This is a genomic window from Clostridioides sp. ES-S-0005-03 (genome assembly GCF_020658455.1).
In the GTDB taxonomy this organism is placed as follows: domain Bacteria; phylum Bacillota; class Clostridia; order Peptostreptococcales; family Peptostreptococcaceae; genus Clostridioides.
On record NZ_JACVWI010000001.1, the window covers coordinates 1,296,883 to 1,317,494 of the forward strand.

Annotated in this window: 17 protein-coding genes; 3 read left to right on the forward strand and 14 right to left on the reverse strand. The window is 26.2% G+C overall.

Annotated elements, in window-relative coordinates:
- Positions 1-2: 2 nt before the first annotated feature.
- Positions 3-2,177: a molybdopterin-dependent oxidoreductase gene (locus tag IC218_RS06165; protein WP_227824028.1), complete on the reverse strand. Its 2,175-nt coding sequence runs from the start codon at positions 2,175-2,177 to the stop codon at positions 3-5.
- A 259-nt stretch (positions 2,178-2,436) separates the two neighbouring features.
- Here IC218_RS06165 and IC218_RS06170 point away from each other — a divergent pair, with 259 nt between their 5' ends.
- A complete protein-coding gene (locus tag IC218_RS06170; RefSeq protein WP_227824029.1) occupies positions 2,437-5,625 on the forward strand; it encodes a DEAD/DEAH box helicase in 3,189 nt (1,062 codons plus the stop codon).
- 148 nt (positions 5,626-5,773) lie between these two features.
- Here IC218_RS06170 and IC218_RS06175 read toward each other — a convergent pair whose 3' ends face one another.
- Positions 5,774-6,334: a chromate transporter gene (locus IC218_RS06175; RefSeq protein ID WP_227434832.1), complete on the reverse strand. Its 561-nt coding sequence runs from the start codon at positions 6,332-6,334 to the stop codon at positions 5,774-5,776.
- Entirely contained in the window at positions 6,331-6,903 is a 573-nt protein-coding gene (locus IC218_RS06180) for a chromate transporter (protein ID WP_227824030.1), read from the reverse strand. Before IC218_RS06180 ends, IC218_RS06175 begins: the two co-directional genes overlap by 4 nt.
- A 113-nt stretch (positions 6,904-7,016) precedes the next feature.
- Here IC218_RS06180 and IC218_RS06185 point away from each other — a divergent pair, with 113 nt between their 5' ends.
- The gene (locus IC218_RS06185; RefSeq protein WP_227824031.1) at positions 7,017-7,874 is read left to right on the forward strand and encodes a LysR family transcriptional regulator; all 858 of its coding nucleotides are present in this window, start codon (positions 7,017-7,019) and stop codon (positions 7,872-7,874) included.
- 312 nt (positions 7,875-8,186) lie between these two features.
- Here the strand turns inward: IC218_RS06185 and IC218_RS06190 are convergent, their stop codons facing one another.
- The 8 genes from IC218_RS06190 to IC218_RS06225 form a co-directional block, all read right to left on the reverse strand.
- Positions 8,187-8,630 (reverse strand): VOC family protein, encoded by a 444-nt coding sequence (locus IC218_RS06190; RefSeq protein ID WP_227824032.1) that lies wholly within the window; start codon positions 8,628-8,630, stop codon positions 8,187-8,189.
- 82 nt (positions 8,631-8,712) lie between these two features.
- Positions 8,713-9,477, reverse strand: a complete 765-nt coding sequence (locus tag IC218_RS06195) for an alpha/beta fold hydrolase (RefSeq protein ID WP_227434835.1) — start codon at positions 9,475-9,477, stop codon at positions 8,713-8,715.
- 145 nt (positions 9,478-9,622) lie between these two features.
- Complete coding sequence (locus IC218_RS06200; protein ID WP_227482517.1) at positions 9,623-9,787, reverse strand: hypothetical protein; 165 nt, start codon at positions 9,785-9,787, stop codon at positions 9,623-9,625.
- 84 nt (positions 9,788-9,871) lie between these two features.
- Positions 9,872-10,111, reverse strand: a complete 240-nt coding sequence (locus IC218_RS06205) for a hypothetical protein (RefSeq protein WP_227482516.1) — start codon at positions 10,109-10,111, stop codon at positions 9,872-9,874.
- A gap of 129 nt (positions 10,112-10,240) precedes the next feature.
- Positions 10,241-11,734: a DEAD/DEAH box helicase gene (locus IC218_RS06210; RefSeq protein WP_227824033.1), complete on the reverse strand. Its 1,494-nt coding sequence runs from the start codon at positions 11,732-11,734 to the stop codon at positions 10,241-10,243.
- A gap of 343 nt (positions 11,735-12,077) precedes the next feature.
- Positions 12,078-12,620, reverse strand: coding sequence for an N-acetylmuramoyl-L-alanine amidase (locus IC218_RS06215; protein ID WP_227434839.1), 543 nt, complete (start codon positions 12,618-12,620; stop codon positions 12,078-12,080).
- Between the two features lie 632 nt (positions 12,621-13,252).
- On the reverse strand, positions 13,253-14,266 hold the full coding sequence (locus tag IC218_RS06220; protein WP_227482514.1) for a DUF11 domain-containing protein: 1,014 nt from the start codon (positions 14,264-14,266) through the stop codon (positions 13,253-13,255).
- Between the two features lie 27 nt (positions 14,267-14,293).
- Complete coding sequence (locus tag IC218_RS06225; RefSeq protein ID WP_227482513.1) at positions 14,294-14,791, reverse strand: SPOCS domain-containing protein; 498 nt, start codon at positions 14,789-14,791, stop codon at positions 14,294-14,296.
- A 258-nt stretch (positions 14,792-15,049) separates the two neighbouring features.
- Here IC218_RS06225 and IC218_RS06230 point away from each other — a divergent pair, with 258 nt between their 5' ends.
- A complete protein-coding gene (locus tag IC218_RS06230) occupies positions 15,050-16,306 on the forward strand; it encodes an MFS transporter (RefSeq protein ID WP_227824034.1) in 1,257 nt (418 codons plus the stop codon).
- 156 nt (positions 16,307-16,462) lie between these two features.
- On the opposite strand, the gene IC218_RS06235 is transcribed toward IC218_RS06230, so the two are convergent.
- The 3 genes from IC218_RS06235 to IC218_RS06245 form a co-directional block, all read right to left on the reverse strand.
- Complete coding sequence (locus tag IC218_RS06235) at positions 16,463-16,975, reverse strand: hypothetical protein (protein ID WP_227824035.1); 513 nt, start codon at positions 16,973-16,975, stop codon at positions 16,463-16,465.
- 183 nt (positions 16,976-17,158) lie between these two features.
- Positions 17,159-17,887 (reverse strand): ABC transporter ATP-binding protein, encoded by a 729-nt coding sequence (locus tag IC218_RS06240; protein WP_227434844.1) that lies wholly within the window; start codon positions 17,885-17,887, stop codon positions 17,159-17,161.
- A 393-nt stretch (positions 17,888-18,280) separates the two neighbouring features.
- The gene (locus IC218_RS06245) at positions 18,281-20,581 is read right to left on the reverse strand and encodes a glycoside hydrolase (RefSeq protein WP_227824036.1); all 2,301 of its coding nucleotides are present in this window, start codon (positions 20,579-20,581) and stop codon (positions 18,281-18,283) included.
- Between the last annotated feature and the right edge of the window lie 31 nt (positions 20,582-20,612).

A 20,612-nucleotide genomic window follows, 5' to 3' on the forward strand; every position in this document is an offset into this window, starting at 1 on the left:
AATTATTTATTCACTTTTTCAATCTTACACTTACAACTTCTATATGCAGGGAATCCACTATAAGGGTCAAAATTATCACAGATGATACTATTTACATCAACTTCTCTATATCCATGATACATATGTATGTTTTTATATAAAACTCTATCAGTAACATTGACCTTGACATTCAAACTTCCTATTTTAGTAGTTATTTTTATATAATCTCCATTCTTAATACCTAAGTCTTTTGCATCTAAACTAGAAATGTCACAACTAGCCTCATTTTTTAATATTCTCGAAAGCTTAACATCATGAAGTCTTGAGTGTAATGCATTTGGAATTCTTGCACCTGATGTTAATAGGTAATTATACTCATCTATATCATCATTAAATTCTTTGTATGTTGGTAATGCATCTAATCCAAAATCTTTATATTTCTCAATAATTGTAGATTTTAATTCAAACTTAGATGTACTAGTATCATAACCTTCCATTGTATACGAACCTACCTCATATGATTTAAAATCTTTACATTTCAATGGTAAATCACTTTCTTTAAGTTCATCTACATCTACACAAGTTCCTTTAAACATATGTCTTATACTTGCTTCATAACCTGCTTTTAAGAAATCATCTTCTATGTCCATAACATTTGCTAAATCAGAAAGTATTTCTACATCTGATTTTGAATCATATAATGTATCAATTACTTTTTTCGTATATGTAATATATCCACCTGGATAACTCTTACATTCTTCTCTTTCAAAAGATGTGCATGCAGGTAAAAGTATATCTGCATATTTTGATGCATCTGTCATAAATAAATCTATATTGACAAAGAAATCTACAGTGTTTAGAGCGTTAAAAAGCCTACCTGAATTAGGAAACATTCTAGCATTTATACCATGACAAAACAATGCTTTTATTTCATAAGGTGTCTTTTCTTCTATTTGTCGAGTTAAATCCATAGCTTGAAATTGATTTACCATTTCATTCCAAAGAGGAAATCTTTCCCCACCAATTCTTTCATTTATATTTTTAGGTAGCACTTCTTTTACAAACTCTTTTTCTAATGTTTGAAATCCTCCTACCTTACCAGCAAAATAATCTTGTTTTGGTATGTTACCTCCAATTTTATCATAATTACCTGTTATAGCAGATAGAGACATCATTGCCCTATAATTTTGAAATCCATTTTGGTGATGAACTACTGGAGCAGCACTTTCATTTATACAAAATGGACCTTTCGATAACATCTCTACAGCTTTTACTATATCATCTTTAGAAACCCCTGTAATTTTGTTGACAGTATCTAAATCAAATAATTTTACATATTCCTTGTATTCATCAAACCCATGTACATGTTTTTCTATGTATTCTTTATCTATCAAATCTTTTTCTATAAATAAATTAGCCATTCCTAGAGCTAAAGCTCCATCAGTACCAGGCTTAACTCTCAAGTGCAAATCTGATATTTTTTGAGTTGTTGGTGTTATCCTAGGGTCTACAATTATAAATTTTAAACCTTTTTCCTTTAGTTTACTTAAATTTACACTATTTAAAAATTTAGAGTAGTATGGATTAAACCCCCAACCTAAATAAGTATTTGCATTTTCCATATCCTGCATTGTAAAATTTCTCCCAGTTGCAACATTTCCAGCCATCTGTGCTGATGTTGAACAGGAGCTTGATTCTGTACCATAATTAGGAGAACCAAATGAAGATGCAAACCTTTGTAAAAACGGTCTATACCACTTTCCATACCCTGTAAAAAATGCTACATGTTTTGCTCCATATTCGTCTTTTATTTTATTTAATTTTCCCCCTATTTCACTATAAGCTTCTTCCCATGATATTGGCTTAAACTTTCCTTCACCTCTTTTTCCAATCCTCTTCAGTGGTGTTTTTATTCTATCTTCTCGATACATATATTCTCTATTACAAAGCCCCTTTGTACACAACAACCCTCTGTTCATTGGATGCTCTTTTGTTCCTTCTATTTTTATTACTTTGCCATCTTTGACATATGCATCAATTCCACAATGAATTCCTGGAGAACAAATATCACATAAAGTCTTCTTTATTTCTATTCCTGTTTCCTTACATGGTATCTTAGCCTTAATCAATTTATAACTATCCATATCAATATCTTCCTTTCCCAATGATAAATATAAAACACTATAATTATTATACATTCTTTTAATTTAAATATCATAAACTTAAAATATGTTTTTAATAATTAAATTTTATATACATTTATAAACTACTTAAATCATTATTTTTCACTCCTAGTTTACAGGAGATTACAATAAAAATCTAATAGCAAATTGTTATTTATATATATTTTGCAATAGATAAAAGCTATTTATATATGCTTTAATTTAAACACTGTATTTAGAGTGTAAATTGAATAGATTTAGATTATAATATATACAGTGAGGTAAGGTGAATAAAATGAAAATAGATATGATATATAAATTAATCAAAAGAAATACAGAACCATCAAGATGGTCAAGAGGTATAAAATACTATAGTAATCAATTAGTTGATTATATAGACATTGATATTGATGACTTACAAAATAACTTGCTAACATTTCGTGGTGGAGTCAATTCTGAGGATAATTATAGCTTTTATTTTAATTCAATAACAATAGATATAAAACACTTTAAAATAATTGAAAGTGACTGTAGTTGTGTTGATTGTCAATCAAATATTACAAATCGAGGCATCTTTATATGTAAACATCTAGTTGCTATTGTGATAAAAAGCCTAAAGCAAATAAAAAGTAAAAATGACATTCCTCCTGTTCTAATAGATATATTAGATGATGATAAAGATAAACTTTCTAAGACTGATTCTAAAGTCGGCTTGGACTTAAGTAAACAACTACTTTCTTTTTTAAATGATACTAAAAAAGAAAGAGTCAATTTAGATGTATTATTAAACATTGATTCAAACAAAGCAATTGCTGAGTTTAAAATTGGAATCGATAAAATGTATGTTTTAAAAAATATCACTGAATTTGCATATTCAAAACTTAATGGATATGAATTGGAGTTTGGAAAAAAATTTATTTATAATCCTAACATCCATTATTTTGCTGATGAAGATGAGAAGTTAATAGATATGATAGAAGAATATGGAACAAATCTTTCATATAATTTTTATTCGTCATACTCAAAAAAGTTCATGGAAATAAATATGAGTTCTCTGAAACAATTTTTGAATGCTCTTAAGGACAAGGATTTTACTCTAATTTTTTCTAAGAAAGAATATCATCCAAAAGTATCAAGTGATATTTTACCAATAAAATTTAATTTTAAAAATATAGAAGATAAAATTGTCTTATCCTCCAAAGACTTACTACCTGTTCCACTTAGTAGAAAAGGTGATGTACTTTTATATGAGAATAATATCTACTTATTGTCTCATAAAAAGGCTCGAGATTATTCAAAAATCTATCAAGTATTATCAAAATCTAAGGAATTAAAATTTGATAAAGAAGACTCTAAAGATGTTTTAGGGCTATTAGTGCCTAAATTAAAGTCAATATCCAAAGAAGTTTATTTGGATGAAAACATAAAAAATAATATAGCAAATAATTTTGAAACAGAGTTTTACTTTGATATAATTGATGGCAATGTATGTTGCGACATAAAGTATATCTATGATGATGAAAGTGGTAAAAAATTTATACTTCCCAATATACAAAAGGAGGCTAAAATTGAAAATAAAATGCTTTCTTCACAATTTGTAAAAGAAAATAACAGATATACATTTAAAGGAACTGACTATGACCTATTTACATTTTTAGATTCACAGTTAGAATCTTTAAAGGAATTTGGAGATATCTATTATTCTGAAAAGTTTAAATTGAAGAAAATATATAATTCTTCATCAATTCAAGCTTCAATTAATCAAACTAATCAAAATTATCTAGAATTTAATTTTAATATATCTGATATAAATCCAAAAGAGTACAAAGATATTCTAAAAGCTCTCCAAGAAAAACGTACTTTTTATAAGCTAAAAGATGGAAGTTTTATAGACTTATCAGAAAAAGAAACTAAAGATTTTTTTGAACTGGTTGAAAATTTGGATGTAATTGATAAATCAAAAGATAATAAAATTCATAATAATAAAGCTCTATATATAAATGAAATGATAAAAGGTAAAGATTTAAAATTTATAACTGGTAAAAATGAATTAGAAAATACATGTGCTAAATTTAGAAATTTTAATGTTATAAATTCAGAAATTCCAAGTAATTTAAAAGCAAATCTACGTGACTACCAAATAAATGGTTTTAATTGGTTTAAAGTTTTAGATTTTTATAAATTTGGTGGTATATTAGCTGATGAAATGGGTCTTGGAAAAACAATACAAACTATTACATTTTTACTATCTGTATTCAATAAAAAAAGTATTATTGTTACGCCAACATCACTTATTTATAATTGGAAAAATGAATTTGAAAAATTTGCTCCAGATATAAAAGTTCTATTGATACATGGAAATAAAAAAGATAGAGAAAAGTGCTTTAGAGAAATAAACGATTTTAATGTAGTCCTTACAACATATGGTACTCTTAGAAATGACTTAGAAAAATATAATGAAATAATTTTTGATTATTGTGTAATAGATGAGGCTCAAAACATTAAAAATCCAGTGGCTTTAGTAACAGAAGCTGTAAAAAATATAAATGCCAAAAATAAATTTGCACTTACTGGTACACCTATGGAAAACAATTTAGTAGAGTTATGGTCTATATTTGATTTTATAATGCCTGGATATTTATATAGTAGAGGAAAATTTCAAGAGTTATTTATAAATAAAGAAGATAATGTTGAAAATTTAAAAAGACTTATAAAGCCTTTTATTCTTAGAAGAAGTAAAAAAGAAGTAATGAAAGAACTCCCAGACAAGATTGAGAAAAACTTTTTTGTTGAATTAAATAAGGAACAGAAAAAAATATATAGTGTGTATGCAAAAGATATACAAGATAAAATGAAAGATAAAAATCTTAAGAAAGATAAAATAGTTATTTTCTCTTATTTAACTAAACTAAGACAGCTTTGTTTAGACCCAAGTATAGTGGTAAAAGATTATAATAAAAAAAGTTCAAAAATAGAAACATGTCTAGAAATACTTAGAGATAGTATAAATGAAAATCACAAGATATTATTATTTTCACAATTTACATCTGTCCTTAAAAATATAGGCAAGGAACTTGATAAGTGTAAAATTGCATATCACTATATAGATGGTAAAACTAATGCTAAAGAAAGGCTTGAACTTGTAGATAAATTTAATAATAGTACTGACAAAAAAGTTTTTTTAATATCTTTAAAGGCAGGTGGTACAGGATTAAATCTTACAACTGCTGATATTGTAATTCACTTTGACCCATGGTGGAATCCATCAGTAGAAAATCAAGCTAGTGACAGAGCTCATAGATTCGGTCAAAAAAATGTAGTACAAGTTATAAAGTTAATTGCTAAAGGCACTATAGAAGAAAAGATAATAAAATTACAAGAAAATAAAAAAGAGCTTATAAATCAATTTATAAATGGAGAGCTTTCTAACGAAGGTGTATTAAGAAGTTTATCTGATAGTGAGATAATGGACTTGTTTAATTGAAGGTAAGATATATAGTAAGTAAAAATAAAATACTACTATGTTATTTGTAATTGATAAACAGGAGTTTCCTAAAATATAGGAGACTCCATAATATCTTAAGCTTTGCAAATTATATGTAAATCTTTCTTTGCTTATATATTAACCTTCTTTATAAATATACAATTAATCCAAACAATCCAGATAACACCATCATAAGTATAGGTCCAATCTTATATTTTCGTAAACAGTACAATGAACAACAAAATAAAATAACAGCTATAATATCTATATTTTTGAAAATATTGGTAGTATAATAATTTGAAGAACCAAAAAATGTCAACAATATAATTGTAAATCCTGCTGAGATGATTAATCCTAAAGAGGATGCTTTCAGTCCATTTAAAATTTCAAAAACAAATTTCGAACTCTTATATTTTTTAAAAAATCCATATAAAAACATAGAAATAATTATTCCTGATATTATACAACCAACTGTTGCTGATATAGCACCCTCAATTCCTGCCACTTGCATACCAACAAAAGTAGAAGTATTAACAGCTAATGGACCTGGAGTCATTTGAGAAATTGTAATAATATCAGTAAAAACCTTTTGTGTTATCCATCCTTGCTTAAAAACTACCTGTTCCTGTATAATTGGAATAATAGCATAACCACCACCTATACTAAACATTCCTATTTTCAAAAACGTAAAGAATAAATTTATAATCATATACTCTCCCCCTTTTTTCGAAGTTGAATATATATAGCAAATAAACAAATCAAACAACTTAAAAGTAATACGAGTATTACATTAATTTTAAGGAAAGTACAAGCAATAAATGAAAATGGTACTAATAGATTTAATAACATTGATTTTTCATTAAGAATCATTTTATACATATCTATAGTCAAATCTACAATCAATGCAGCAACGCATGCCTGCATACCTTTTAAGATTGCAATTATATAAATATTTGAAGAAAACGCAACATACCACCTTGAAACAAGTCCTAAAATTACTATAGGAGGTATAATTGAACAAATACAACTGATAATTACTCCTATAAATCCAGCTGTTCTTTTACCTGCTAAAATGCTTAAGTTGATTGCAATTGCTCCAGGTGAAGATTGAGCAATTGTAGCCATTTCCATAAGCTCTGATTCACTAAATATTTTTTTATCCATAACATAGTACTTTTTTATCATAGGAACAACAACGTATCCACCACCAAAAGTAAAGGCACTTATAAATAAATTTATATAGCAAAGCCATAAATACAATTTAATATTTTTTCTCATAATATTCCTTTCTATGTGCACATGGACATATTATAAATGTTGTACTGCTATTTGTAAAATGATAAAATATTGTTGCAGACATGAATTTAATTCATGAGTAAAGGAGTCTAATTATGAATTTTAAACATTGCATTATTTTTAGAGAAGTTGCAAGAGTAGAAAATTTCACTAAAGCTGCAAATAATCTATTTATTACACAATCAGCAGTTTCCCATGCAATAAGAGAGCTTGAGAATGAGGCTGAAACCAAATTATTTGAGCGATTACATAAAAGTGTTAAATTAACAAAAACAGGAGAACTTCTTTTACAAGAAATTTTGCCAATACTTGAAAATTTAGAAAATGTTGAATCAAGGATTAAAAACTTAGAGTGTGAAACGCCCATACATATTGCGTCTTGTATTACATTTGCTCAAATATGGCTGCCTCAATTAATAAGGAGATTTCAAGAAATATATCCAAATACTAAGATTAACGTTGAAGTTCATAGTGCATTAAAAGCATTAAAATTATTGAAACAAGGAAAGGTTGATATAGCTTTTATTGAAGGGAAAATCATACAAGGCGCATTAGAAATCAGAAAATTTTCTTCTTATGAATTATGCATTGTATCTTCACCAAGCTATTGCAGTACTGCCGAGTTAAGTTTATCTCAACTATTGGGTATGGATTTACTATTACGAGAAAGAGGAAGTGCTGTACGTGAAACTTTTGAATCAGCTGTAACCTTGCAAGGTTACAAAGTACATGCAAGCTGGGAAAGTGTAGATTCACAATCCCTAATAGAAGCTACTAAAAATAGTTTAGGTGTTTCAATTCTTCCTAAAATTCTAGTTGAGCAAGAAATAGAAAAAGGAAACCTTATACAGATATTTATTCCTGATTTTAAACTTTTTAATGATATTACTGTAGTAATAAATAAAAATAAGTATAAATCTGCCTCATTAGAAAAACTATGTCAATTAATTTAGCATTTAAAAGGATACCTGATAAATTCTCTATGAAATAATCAAGTATCCTTTTTATAAGCAATATCTATTACTTTTTATAAGTCTCTCTTCCATTGTTTGTTATTCATTATTATATACAAAAACTTTTTAAATTACTTCTTAAGAAAACCTTTAGCTATTTTTAAGAAAGCAAGACCATTTGATAAAATTGCAGGATGACCAATTTATTAAAAAAGTGTTATCAATACATAATAGATATGTCTAATTACATATTTTAATAACACCCTTTTTAAATTTTTTGTAATATAAATAAAAATTTGTTTGTGTTATTATTTAATCCCAGCTCTGTAATTCAATAATATTTCCTTCTATATCTGTTGCATATACAAATGTAGCAACTTGTCCATTAGGATATTTTGTTTTAACAATTTCTCCAACTTGACCTCCACCTGCACTTTTTATTTTATTTAGGGTTTCTTCAACATTTTCAATTTCAAATGCGATGTGTGAAAAACCATAATTATTTATATTTTTTTGAAGCACTTCACCATATAAATTATATGAAAATATTTCTAATGTTGGTAAACAATCATCATATCCAGGTAAAGCTAAGTGCACACCTTCAATATGAGCATCTTTTATCCCTGTCAATCTATCCAACCATTCACCTTTTAGGTTTCTTTGTGGTGGTACTTTTCTGCATTCAAATACATCTTTATAAAATTCAGACAGCTTTTCCCAGTCTCTTGCTATTATATTTGTATGTACGTATCTCATATATTCCAACGCCTTTATAAAATATAAAGTATTCTTTATTTCCATAACACACTCTATTCCATGCTCAAATTATATCATTAAATTATTCTTTTAAAAATTTCTTTGCTACATTTGAGAAAATTAATCCATTTGATAAAATAGCTGGATGTCCACCTTTATTAAACAGATGCATTTTTCCATTTTTAATTTTTTCAAGAAGTGATGAAAAAGTATTTTCAAAGAAATCATGAGCTACTAAAGATACAAATTCATCTTCTTTACTTCCTGTTAAAAGTACATCTGGTTGCATAGTTTCTAGAGGCTTATGAAAAAATTTACCTATAGTTTTATAATGTTCAAAAATAGCTTCTGTATCATTATCTACTACTTGCTCCCAATTTTCGCCTTGATTGTAAATATAAAAAGCTTTTGCATCATCATCTTGCTTTGATGCTTCACGCTCTAATTTCACATTTTGCACAAAGGACTCTAGAGGAGCTTCTCCTTCAAAACTATCTGCAATTACCTTATTCACTAAATCGGGTCTTTCAAGTGCAACATTTAATGCAACAAGAGCTCCTCCACTACTGCCAATTATATTTACTTTTTTATAGTTCATCTTTTCTAAAAAACATATAACTTGCATAGCCTCATCAAACCATAAATCGACAGAAAACTTATCAACCATTTGAGATTTGCCATGACCAACAAAATCAATTAATATTATTTTATATTCATCTTTATAAAAATCGATTATATCATCAAACATCTTAGATGAGGCTGTATTTCCATGTAAAAAAAGTAATGGTGTACCATCTCCAATTTCATTATAGTAGCACTGTTTGTTATTATATTTAAAGTATGCCATATGTTTCCCCCTTTAATATTTCTATAAATATATGTTTATGATTTACATTTAAAATGACTATTGTCATAAACACTTAAAAATAGTATAACTTAGAGTATAACCAAAATCAATAATACCTTAGTTGATTTGTTGTTTACTTAAGTTATTATAATCTAACTTCTGTAAAGTTTCTTTTTTGTACGAAAATGTTCTTTCCATTTGCAACTTCATCTCGATAGCAAAGCAATTCATTAGTATTGATACTTTTACTTAAATTCATAATTTCATAATCAAAGAGAGCATTTCCTGTATCTGTAATAAAAATATTCAATCTCTCTTTCCATTGTTCATTAAAAATTTGTTCTTTTTGGGCAACTAGTACATTTACTGTTAAATCTTCAATCCTTGAGATATGTCACAAAACCCATGCAATAGTTTCGTCTTTACTTGTTGGCACAATAGCATATTCATTTCTGTTTAAGTCATTAATAAGTTTGTCCACTTCATTTTTTTCTGTATTTGATATTTCTGAGAGATGTAATTTTGAATGAATTTCTAAAAATAGTGTTTTTACCTGTTCTATTTTTTCTTCTTTACGTATGATTTTATTTAATTCTTTGTGTACTTCACTTAACCCATTTCCAAAATATTTCATATAGTACCTCTTAATCAAATTCTTTTTTCTTCTAATTTTATTTTATCTAGCCTTTATAATCTCATTATACTTAGAAAATACAAAACCAATGCAATTTATTATAATAATTAACTAATAATGATAATTGAATTATTGTATATCTCTTTTTACCTTAACCATTTTTTTCTTTATAGGAATCTCTTTATATCTTTTCAATATCAAGTCTCCCTTGTAATTTAATATATCTATATATGAACATAAATCTTGAACTTCGATTACACCTATATCATCATTAGTAATACCTTTTATATTACTAAATGCTCCAACTATATCTAAGACCCTTATCTTCTTCTTTTTGCCAGCATTTAAATACAATTTAACTACTTCATTTTCTAGATTTGATTTTATATATTTACTTTTGTTTGAATTTTTAGCAATTTTTTTTCTTTTCGATACTTCTTTCAAAATTTCTTTTGAATATTCTTCAAACAAAACTTTACCCTTAATAATACTACTTTGTTCTATATTAGTTAACTCATTTATTTTATATCCTACATATGTTTCTATATTATCTATATATTTCTCATCTTTTTCATCTACTATAGTGATAGCTTTTCCACTATTTCCTTTTCTACCAGTCCTACCTATTCTATGTATATAGTTTTCCTTATCTTGTGGCACATCATAGTTTATGACTAAAGAAATATCATCAATATGTATTCCTCTAGATGCTACATCACTACTAACCAATACATTAAACTTTATATTTTTAAAATCCTTAATCACAAATATTCTTTTTTCTTGTGATAAATCTGCATGTAACTCTCTTACCAAAAAACCTTCCTTACTCATTTTATTATATAGTTTAGATACTTTTTCTTTAGTATTACAAAATATTATTACACTCCTTGGATTTTCGCTGTATATTAATTCTTTTAAAACTACATACTTATTTCTTTCCTTTGACTTGATTATTTTATCATCTATTTGTCTTAATCCTTCATTAGTGTTACTTTCATTTCCTTCTACATTTATAATGCTGTAATCTGGCATATATTTTTCACATATATATTTTATCTCTTCACCTATTGTAGCTGAAAAAAGACCTAATGTTCTCTCTTTAGGTATATTTGTTAATATTGTTTCCATTTGTTCAAGAAAACCTTTATTAAACATTTTATCAGCTTCATCTATTATTAAATACTTTATTTTTTCTAAATTAATAGTGCCTCTATTTATATGGTCAATTATTCTACCCGGAGTAGCTACAACGACATGAACCCTTTGCTTTAACTCAGCTACTTGTTCTTTTATAGATTGTCTACCAAATATAGCACTACATCTTACCTTCTTTAACCTTCCTATACTTGATATCTCATCTTTTACCTGTAGCGCTAATTCTCTCGTTGGTACTACTATAAGTGCTTGAATATTATTGTATTCTATATCAATATTTTCACATATAGGTATTGCAAAACTTGCTGTTTTCCCACTTCCTGTTTTTGATTTTACTGCTATATTTTTACTATTTAACAATTCTGGAATAACTTCTATTTGTACCTTAGAAGGTACATTATATTCTAAATTTTTTAATGACTTAAGTATCTTTTTATCCAATTTAAAACTTTCGAATGTATATTTCATATATTACCACCTTATTATGTTTATTTTTATCTTATCAATTATATTTTTCTCCATTATATTATTATAATGTAAGACACCGATATTTTTATACTTTTTATCATTATATATAGATTTTAGCAGAAAAAATTATGAACTAGTCCTTAAATCAAAATAAAATCTAAAAAAATACCCCTTATTAACATTGATAAGTCAATATTTTCAAGGGGTATTTTTTTTAGATAATTAAATTGATTTAAATAAACTGAATTAGTATACTTCTTAGGTTTAATTTATATTCCTAGACAATTTTTCAATTTATATCTAAGATTAAAAGGTATTAATCAATACCTAAATTACCATAATCTCACATACCTATATCTTTATTCAAAATACCTTCTGTAATTAATCGTGCTATATAGTCATAACCTGCTTCATTGGCTTTATTGCAATCATCCACATTATCACAGAAAAAACTTTCAATTTGTATTGCAACTGGATTCGTGTTTCTCAAGATATATAAATTTTCTCTTTTTTTAGCTCCTCTATTTTCAAATAATTCTCCAAGTTTATTAGATACTCTTTTAGCATATTCTAATCCTTCATTACCATAATAAAGTACTTCTGCACCAAAGCTTTTTCCATCACTTTTATTTAAATGTAGCTCTACTAGTAAATCATATTTGCCACTATTTACTTTTGGAACTCTATAAAAAAACTCTTCTTTTTCTGCTACAAAATGTCTTTCTGGACAAATTATTACATCTACTGTATTACCTTGACTTATGAGCATCTCTGCTAACATAGGAGCTAATTTTTTATTATAACTATACTCATCAACTATTGCATTTACACCTGTACTTTTTCCACCTTTTAGTATACTATGACCTACTGTTATGCATATTTTCATTTACTTTTTGTCACCTTCTTTTAAAGCTAAAATTTGTATAATAGTAATATGATTTTAAAGCTATTACTAGTAATAATATATTAATTGAAGATGGCAAAAGTTCTCATAACTTATCATTTTTTTAACATATTTGTCTTATTTTAGCATAAATCTAGATGCTTAATTTTATTTATTACAATTATTATTTAACTCTATTTCATAATAACTACTGTAAATCCAGTATAAGTATTATAGTTCAACACATTATCTAACAGTATATGTTACAAACATTGAATTATTTGGTGTATTCCTAAGAATACTGTGGTTATTAAATTTATATTTCTATATTTATTACAGATATATTGCAAGCTAAAATTTCCTCAAGAATCATAAATTTCTTATCTCTAACTTTGCTAACACTTTTATTCTTAAACTATATACTTGTCATTATAATATTATAATAAATTATTTGATAATAGCTTATTGTTAAGGCTTTATAATCAATTTATAAGTCATAAATACTTGATTAACTGATTTTTTATAATTGATGCTATTTTAACAATAATTATCACCTTATATCTAATCTATAATAATATTTGTATACATTAAACCATATAATTGTTTTAGTAATTTTAAATTTTATGTACAACCAATTAATAGTATAATAAAAGCGATGTATTTATGAATAATTCACCATTATTCAGTTCATTTATTGATATATGTTCAGTTTTTATATTTATACTTTTTACATCTTCATAAACTATTCCAACAGGTGAACAAATAAAGCAAGAGAAACCAAAGGTTTTAGTAACTTTTTTAACTTTGCTAGGAGTAATATTAATTTGATTTTTGTAATTTTCGATATTTTCATTAGCCATTTTTATATTGCTTCTATAGTCCTTATCTTCTTGAATGTTATAACTATTATCTAATTTATTTACTGATTTAAATCTACTATAATTTCTACAACTATAGTTAATTTCAAACTCTATACTTCCAACAATTATTAAATTGCATAGTTTTAGATTTTTGTCTTTATTTATAGGATTTTTTATAAGTTTTATACTAAGTATTTTGCTATTTGTATTCACTTTTAATATATCTTTTAGATTTTTAGGTGCTTTTAAAGTATTGCTTATATTTAATTGTTTAAATACAGCTTTTTTAATACTTGTATAAACACGATTACTTTCTATTGATATTTTCATTGGAAATTTTTCCATATCATACTTATAATAATAATATATATTAGCGTGGTTTTCTATAACCCTACATGCTGAATTTGCTAATACTATACTTTTAAAAGATATTATTTTTTTACAATTTCCATTTATTTTACCTATGTAAAAACCTTGTTGTGGATTTAATCCACCCTTTCTGATACCATTAACTTCTACAGTATTATTTATAAATTTTATGTACTTAGAAATATAATCTTTAAAAAATATATTCCCAGTTTTGCGATTACTCATATTTGTAACAACAATAGTATATGTTAAAATATCAAATACAGATGCACATTCTTTATCAACATATTTTTCTACCTCTAAAATATTTCCACTCATATCATTTGAAACAATATTACTAAAAGTAGTTTTTGTTATTATAGGGCTTCTAGATAATAACTTATAACTAAAATCTCCCCCATATTCATTGATACCTCTCATTGCACCCACCTTTCTATAATTTAAATATTATCTTATTTTAAAATTATTGTCATAACTTATAATTGTAGTTATACTTATAAATAAATTATTGTCATCTAAAATGGATGATGTTATATCTTGTATAATATACTTTAAATTAATTTTATCGTTATTTTTTATTCCTCTAGGCATTTGTATAAATGTACTAAAAGGTATTTTTAATTCAAGTATATTTTTCTTTGTAAAATTCCTATTTCTTTTAGCATTATTTATATTTTCTAACCTTATATTAGTATTTATATCGCCAACTAAAATTAACTTTTTACCAGTCATCTGCTCATCCTCTAACGACATACATTCTATTGTATCAATCAATTTTATATCGTGGATATTCATGCCACAAATAGATGTATCTAATAAATTTACTCCAGATTTTTTAGAAACTAGCTTAAAATTTTTATATGTATTAAATTGAGAGAAGTAAAGTGTATTTTCTAGACTCTCACATTCTTCCAGATTATATATAACCTTATCTTTTTCATGCATGATTTCATCAATCTCCCTATATCTATATATTAATACTATTCATTATAACTATTTCAAATTACCATTTTTAATTTTGTATGAAAGAAATATCGCTATTTATAAGATATGATATATTTTTGATAGATATCATACCTTTTATTTAAAATAAAAATATAATTTTAAAATTATAAATTAAATATTTCTATTGACTTTTTATTTGTGATTGATTATAATTTTTATAGACTGACGGTCAGTCTTAAAAAGTGAGGTGTTCTAGAAATGCAAGATTTAAATAAAATGAATAGTTGTTTTAATAAGAATTTTAATTTAATAGTACTTGGTCAAATTGTCTCTATACTTGGTTCATCGTTGTTAAGATTTGGACTTTCCACTTATATTTTAGATATGACAGGACGTGCAGACATATTTGCAACTTTATACGCAATATCAAGCATACCTCTTTTATTTTCTCCAATTGGTGGTGCAATAGCTGATAGATTTAATCGTAAAAATTTAATGGTTATATTTGATTTTATTAGTTCAGTTATTATTTTTACTTTTATTTGTCTTCTTTCTACTTTAAATAATTCTATTGTATTAATTGGGGTTATTATGGTACTATTATCAATTATTAGTTCTATGTATCAACCTACTGTGCAAGCAAGCATACCTTTAATAGCAAATGAAAAAGATTTAGAACAAGCAAATGGAATTGTAAACGGAATAAGCTCTCTTTCAAGTATGTTTGCTCCTGTACTTGGAGGTTTGTTATATGGCCTTATTGGAATTAAGATGCTTCTTATTGTAAGTTGTATTGCATTTTTTCTATCCGCAGTAATGGAAATGTTTATTCATATACCTTTTAATAAAAGAAAAGTTAATGGAAGCATAGTATCAACAATAGTCAGTGATATGAAAAAAGGATTTTCTTATGTTATAAAACAATCTTATATTAGTAAAGCCATGATTCTAGCTGCTTCTTTAAATTTATTTTTGACTCCATTCTTACTTGTAGGAATACAATATATTTTACGTATAACAATGCATAGTAGTAATAATATGTATGGCATAGGGATAGGAATTATTGAATTTAGTAGTGTTTTAGGTGCACTTTCAATAGGTCTGTTTGCTAAAAAAATGAAAATGAATACACTGTATCGCTGGTTAATGTTAATTAGTATTCTGATGATACCAATGGCTATTTCTATTTCACCTTTAATGCTTAGACTAGGATATTATCCATCTTTTATATTGTTATTTATTTGTGTTATACCTATAGCCATGTCTATGACAATTATTACTATATTCGTTTTAACTATTGTTCAAAAACAAACTCCTAATGAATTATTGGGTAAAGTAATGGCTACTATTACCACTGTATCACAGTGTGTTGCTCCAGTTGGTCAAATTATGCATGGAAAATTATTTGAAATTTTCAGTTCCACAGTCTATATACCTATAGTATGTATGTTCATAATTATGCTATTAATTTCAATTCTTGCTAAGTATCTATATAAGAATGAATCAAAAGCATAAAGTATAAAATAATTAAAAATTATTTTTAAATGTACAAACCGATTGGAAAACATACTTTAATCATCCACAAAATGTTAAAAAGCAACAGATAAATAAAGTATGACGCATTATTATCTGTTGCTTTATTCATTAGAACTACCTTTATTAAGTATACAATTATACTTCTATGTCTTCAACTTTTGAGATAAGCCATAAATACGAAAGTCCAGCTAATACTGCTGCTACTATCCATACAATAATAAAAGGAATATATGTGTGAATCATAGTTGTTATAATGTTAGCAGTGCAGGAAGCAAGAATAACAGAGACTATAATCGTTGTTTGAATGGAATATTTTCGAAATCCAATGCTAGCAGAAATTACACCTATAAATAAAGAGAATACAGCACACAAAATTGTTTCAATAATAATCTTAAAAAACAATCCAAGAGTAAAATTATCAGAAATCATAGGAAAAAAAGCTTCTGTAACCATAAATATAAGGAGGGAAATAATCGTCCCAAGCAACATAAAACTCAAACATAATGTAGCTATCAATACAATCTTTGAGTTCAATAAAGTCTTTCTATTTATTGGATAAGTAAAAATCAAAATTGCATTTTTTCCAGAATATTCTTTTATAACAAATGTGGAAAACAATACAGCTGATAAAATGGCATAAGCTGACATTTGTAGAACGTAGTGATTACCCAAATATTATGGTAATTAGAAAACTCAGCAGAATCTGTATCCCCCCCTGTATAAGCAATCATAGCAAATGTATACAAAAATCCTAATACACATAAGGTAATGATACCCATGGCATGAAGATAAGGGCGAATATTATTTTTTTTTAGTTCTAATTTTATAAGTTTATACACAGTTGTTTCCTCCATTCATTATTTCAAAAAAATACTCTTCCAAGCCATTAGGAAATTCTTGTTTTACTGTAGACATAGGAATTTCTTTTAAAATACTTCCATTCGAAATAATGCCTATTGTATCAGCTATATACTCTATTTCACTTAATATATGACTTGAAATAATAAGTGTCATATCATATTCTTTTGCAAGTGTTCTGAATAAATCACGCATTTGTTTTATTCCCATAGGGTCAAGACCATTGATAGGTTCATCAAGTAAAAGAATATCTGGATTATGTATCATTGCACGAGCAATCCCCAACCTTTGCTTCATACCCAAAGAAAACTTACATACCTGTATCTTTCCAGTATTTTCGAGTCCTACTTTTTGCAAAACAGCATTTATATCTGCATCATAAAAATTCATGTAAGCATTATGTATCTTTAAATTTTCCTCAGCTGATAAATGTTCATAAAAAATTGGTGTTTCTATAATACATCCAATTTTTCTTAAAATATTATTACGATTTTCTGATATATTCATATCAGAAATCATTATATTCCCAGTGGTTGGTTTTAATAAACCTGCTATCAATTTTAGTACTGTAGTTTTTCCAGCTCCATTTGCACCTAAAAATCCATAAATACTTCCTTTCTCTACATTTATATTGCAATGTTTTATGACCTCTTGATTATCAAATACTTTTACCAAATCTTGAACTTTAATGATTGTATTCATTTTCTTTAATATTTTCCTTTCTCTATGAACCAGTATTTATTTTTAGTGTTTATTAAATCTTTCAAATTTGATTCATTCATAATTCATAAAATAATATTACTTCAATTAGACAATATAGTGTCTTATCTAAGAATACTATTTCAAATACAAAAAGTCAATATATTGTCTAAAATAAAAATAAAACTTATATTTATTAAGAGGCACAATGAGTATGACATATATTAGAATAATTAGGATATTTAATATTACTGAAGTAAAGCTTTCAATATTAAAAATGATATAAAAATAGTGACTATCTTAATTATTAAAATTAATTATAGTCACCATTTTGTATAGTTTAATTAAATATTATTTTATATGTGAGTTTGATAGAATTTATTTTCATTAAATCTATTATTCTGGTTTATACATAATTTTCTTATTATTATCATATATTACCAAAGAATTTGATTTTACAATTTCATTTTCATATTTAACATCTTTTTCAGAGAAATTAGCTACTACTTTTAAATCATCTCCATATTTAGTCATTTGAACTAATCTATCATCAGAAATAAACTTAAAGTCTGTCATTTCTCTTTTAATAGCCTTTTTATTGAACTCTGACCATACTTTATCATGAGAAATTATTTCACCTTTATGTTTTTCCCATTCAGTTCTATCTATATAATACATAGGTGGTGTATTATATAATACTTCTTTCATCATTCTACTTCCAACTTCATCCTTAATTTTGAAAGTTCCCCATAGCCATTGATGAGAAGATACAACAGAATCATTATAAACTAATCTAAATAAAGGTAAAGAATAAGTTGGGTCTATAAATATTTTTTTATATTTTTCTTTTACAGGTATCTGCTTTGAAAAGACTTCTGGCACTCCTCCTGTTGGAGAATAGTATCTACCAACATAATATTCACTTTCTTTGTTCTTACTCATATCTTTATCTACCCAAGCAAACGCTGGTGTTTCAAGCCCATGTGCAAATGCTATAGTGCTACTTGCAAAGTCATTTCCTCCTTCTGAACCTATAACCATATTTGCATTATCTCTTATATATGACATTCTTTCAAGTCTAGCTTTTAAATCTTGTGACTGTGTTGTTATATGATTTGGAGAATAATCATCAAAAATTTCTCCTGTAGCATCACAGTCTATAAACCAAGAATTAAATTCATACCCCTCATTCAATATACTTTTTACTCTCTCTTTTACACTTGGTAAAGATAATGTAGGATTTAGTTGTCTTCCTTCTCCTTGAAATCCAGATTCTTTTTCACCTTTTTTATTTTCTATAGTAGCATTTTCATATAGTGACTTATCTTTAAATGATGCTGTACTCCATTTTTCTTCCCCTGGCTTGTGTATAGAATGATATGAATCATATGGTCCTACAAGATAACCTAAATCATTAGCTCTTTTGACTATTTCTGGTGATACATAACCTTCTTCCATATCATCAAACCCTATCCAAGCATTATCAATACCAGATTTATTCATATCATTAATTACATCAATTGTATTATATCTTGCCCATGTATCAATTTTATTCACACTATTCCCCAATTTTAACTTTAATAACTTTTTGTTAAACTCTATAAGTTCTACTCTATTTAATTTAGATATTCCTTTATCTAGTACTTTTTTTATTTCTTTATCATTACTATCAAAAACCTTACTATTATAAAAAGTATTTAGTTGCATAACTTGATTAAAGGCTTGAACTATTTGATTTTTTTGATATTTATCTATATAATCTTGGGTTTTTATTTGATTAAGTACAGTTATAAATTCACTATTATCAGGTTTTTTACTTAGGAGTTCTTTCATCCAATTAATTAAATCATCTGATAAATTTTCCTTTAATTTGTCCCATTTAATATCACCTACTGTTATTATAGATTTGTCTGCAAAATAAATCTGAGGAGCTCCATAAAGCTTTTCAATGTTTTTATTATCCTTAGATTTTTCTTCTAATGTTTTAAACTCACCTTTATCAACTATATAATTTTTATAGGTTTTTGCCACATCTGTAATATTTTTATCAGTCAAATATATTTTAAATCCATACTCTTTATTTTTATTTATACTTGGATATTCATGTGTAAATGTAAAATTAATTTTATCTTTAGAATTAAATTTAATCTCATTATTAAATTCATTTTCAATAATATAAAGCACAGAATACTTTGTCTTATTTACTGCAAAAAACTGCATCGAAAAGGATTCTATGACATTGTAAGCTGATTCATTTAAATGCTCTTTCCAGTATTTATCATCACTTGGTATAAATTTACCTTCATAAAGTGGTAACACATAACTTTCTCCTTCAATTCTTGGCCAATTAAAACTAGCTTCTTTTTCTGAATTAGATTTAATATCTACATCTAAATAGCTTTCCTCTTTTTTTATATTTATGTCTATGTTTTCATCAGGATATGTCCATGATGTCTCTGTTTTTGTCTGTTTAAAATTTGATACTTTCCTTTCTTTTAATGGTTCAGATATCTTTTCCTTTAAACCATTAGATTCTACTGATACCTCAAAAGTTTCTGGTTTTACTTCAAAATTAAAGTCCAGATTTTTGACATTATACATAGATGATGTGTCATTAATAACCTCACTACTACTACATCCAGTGATAGTAGTTGCAATAATCATACAACTTGTAAATACCGAGAATATTTTTTTCATAAAATCCACCTCCTCGATAAATATATCACCC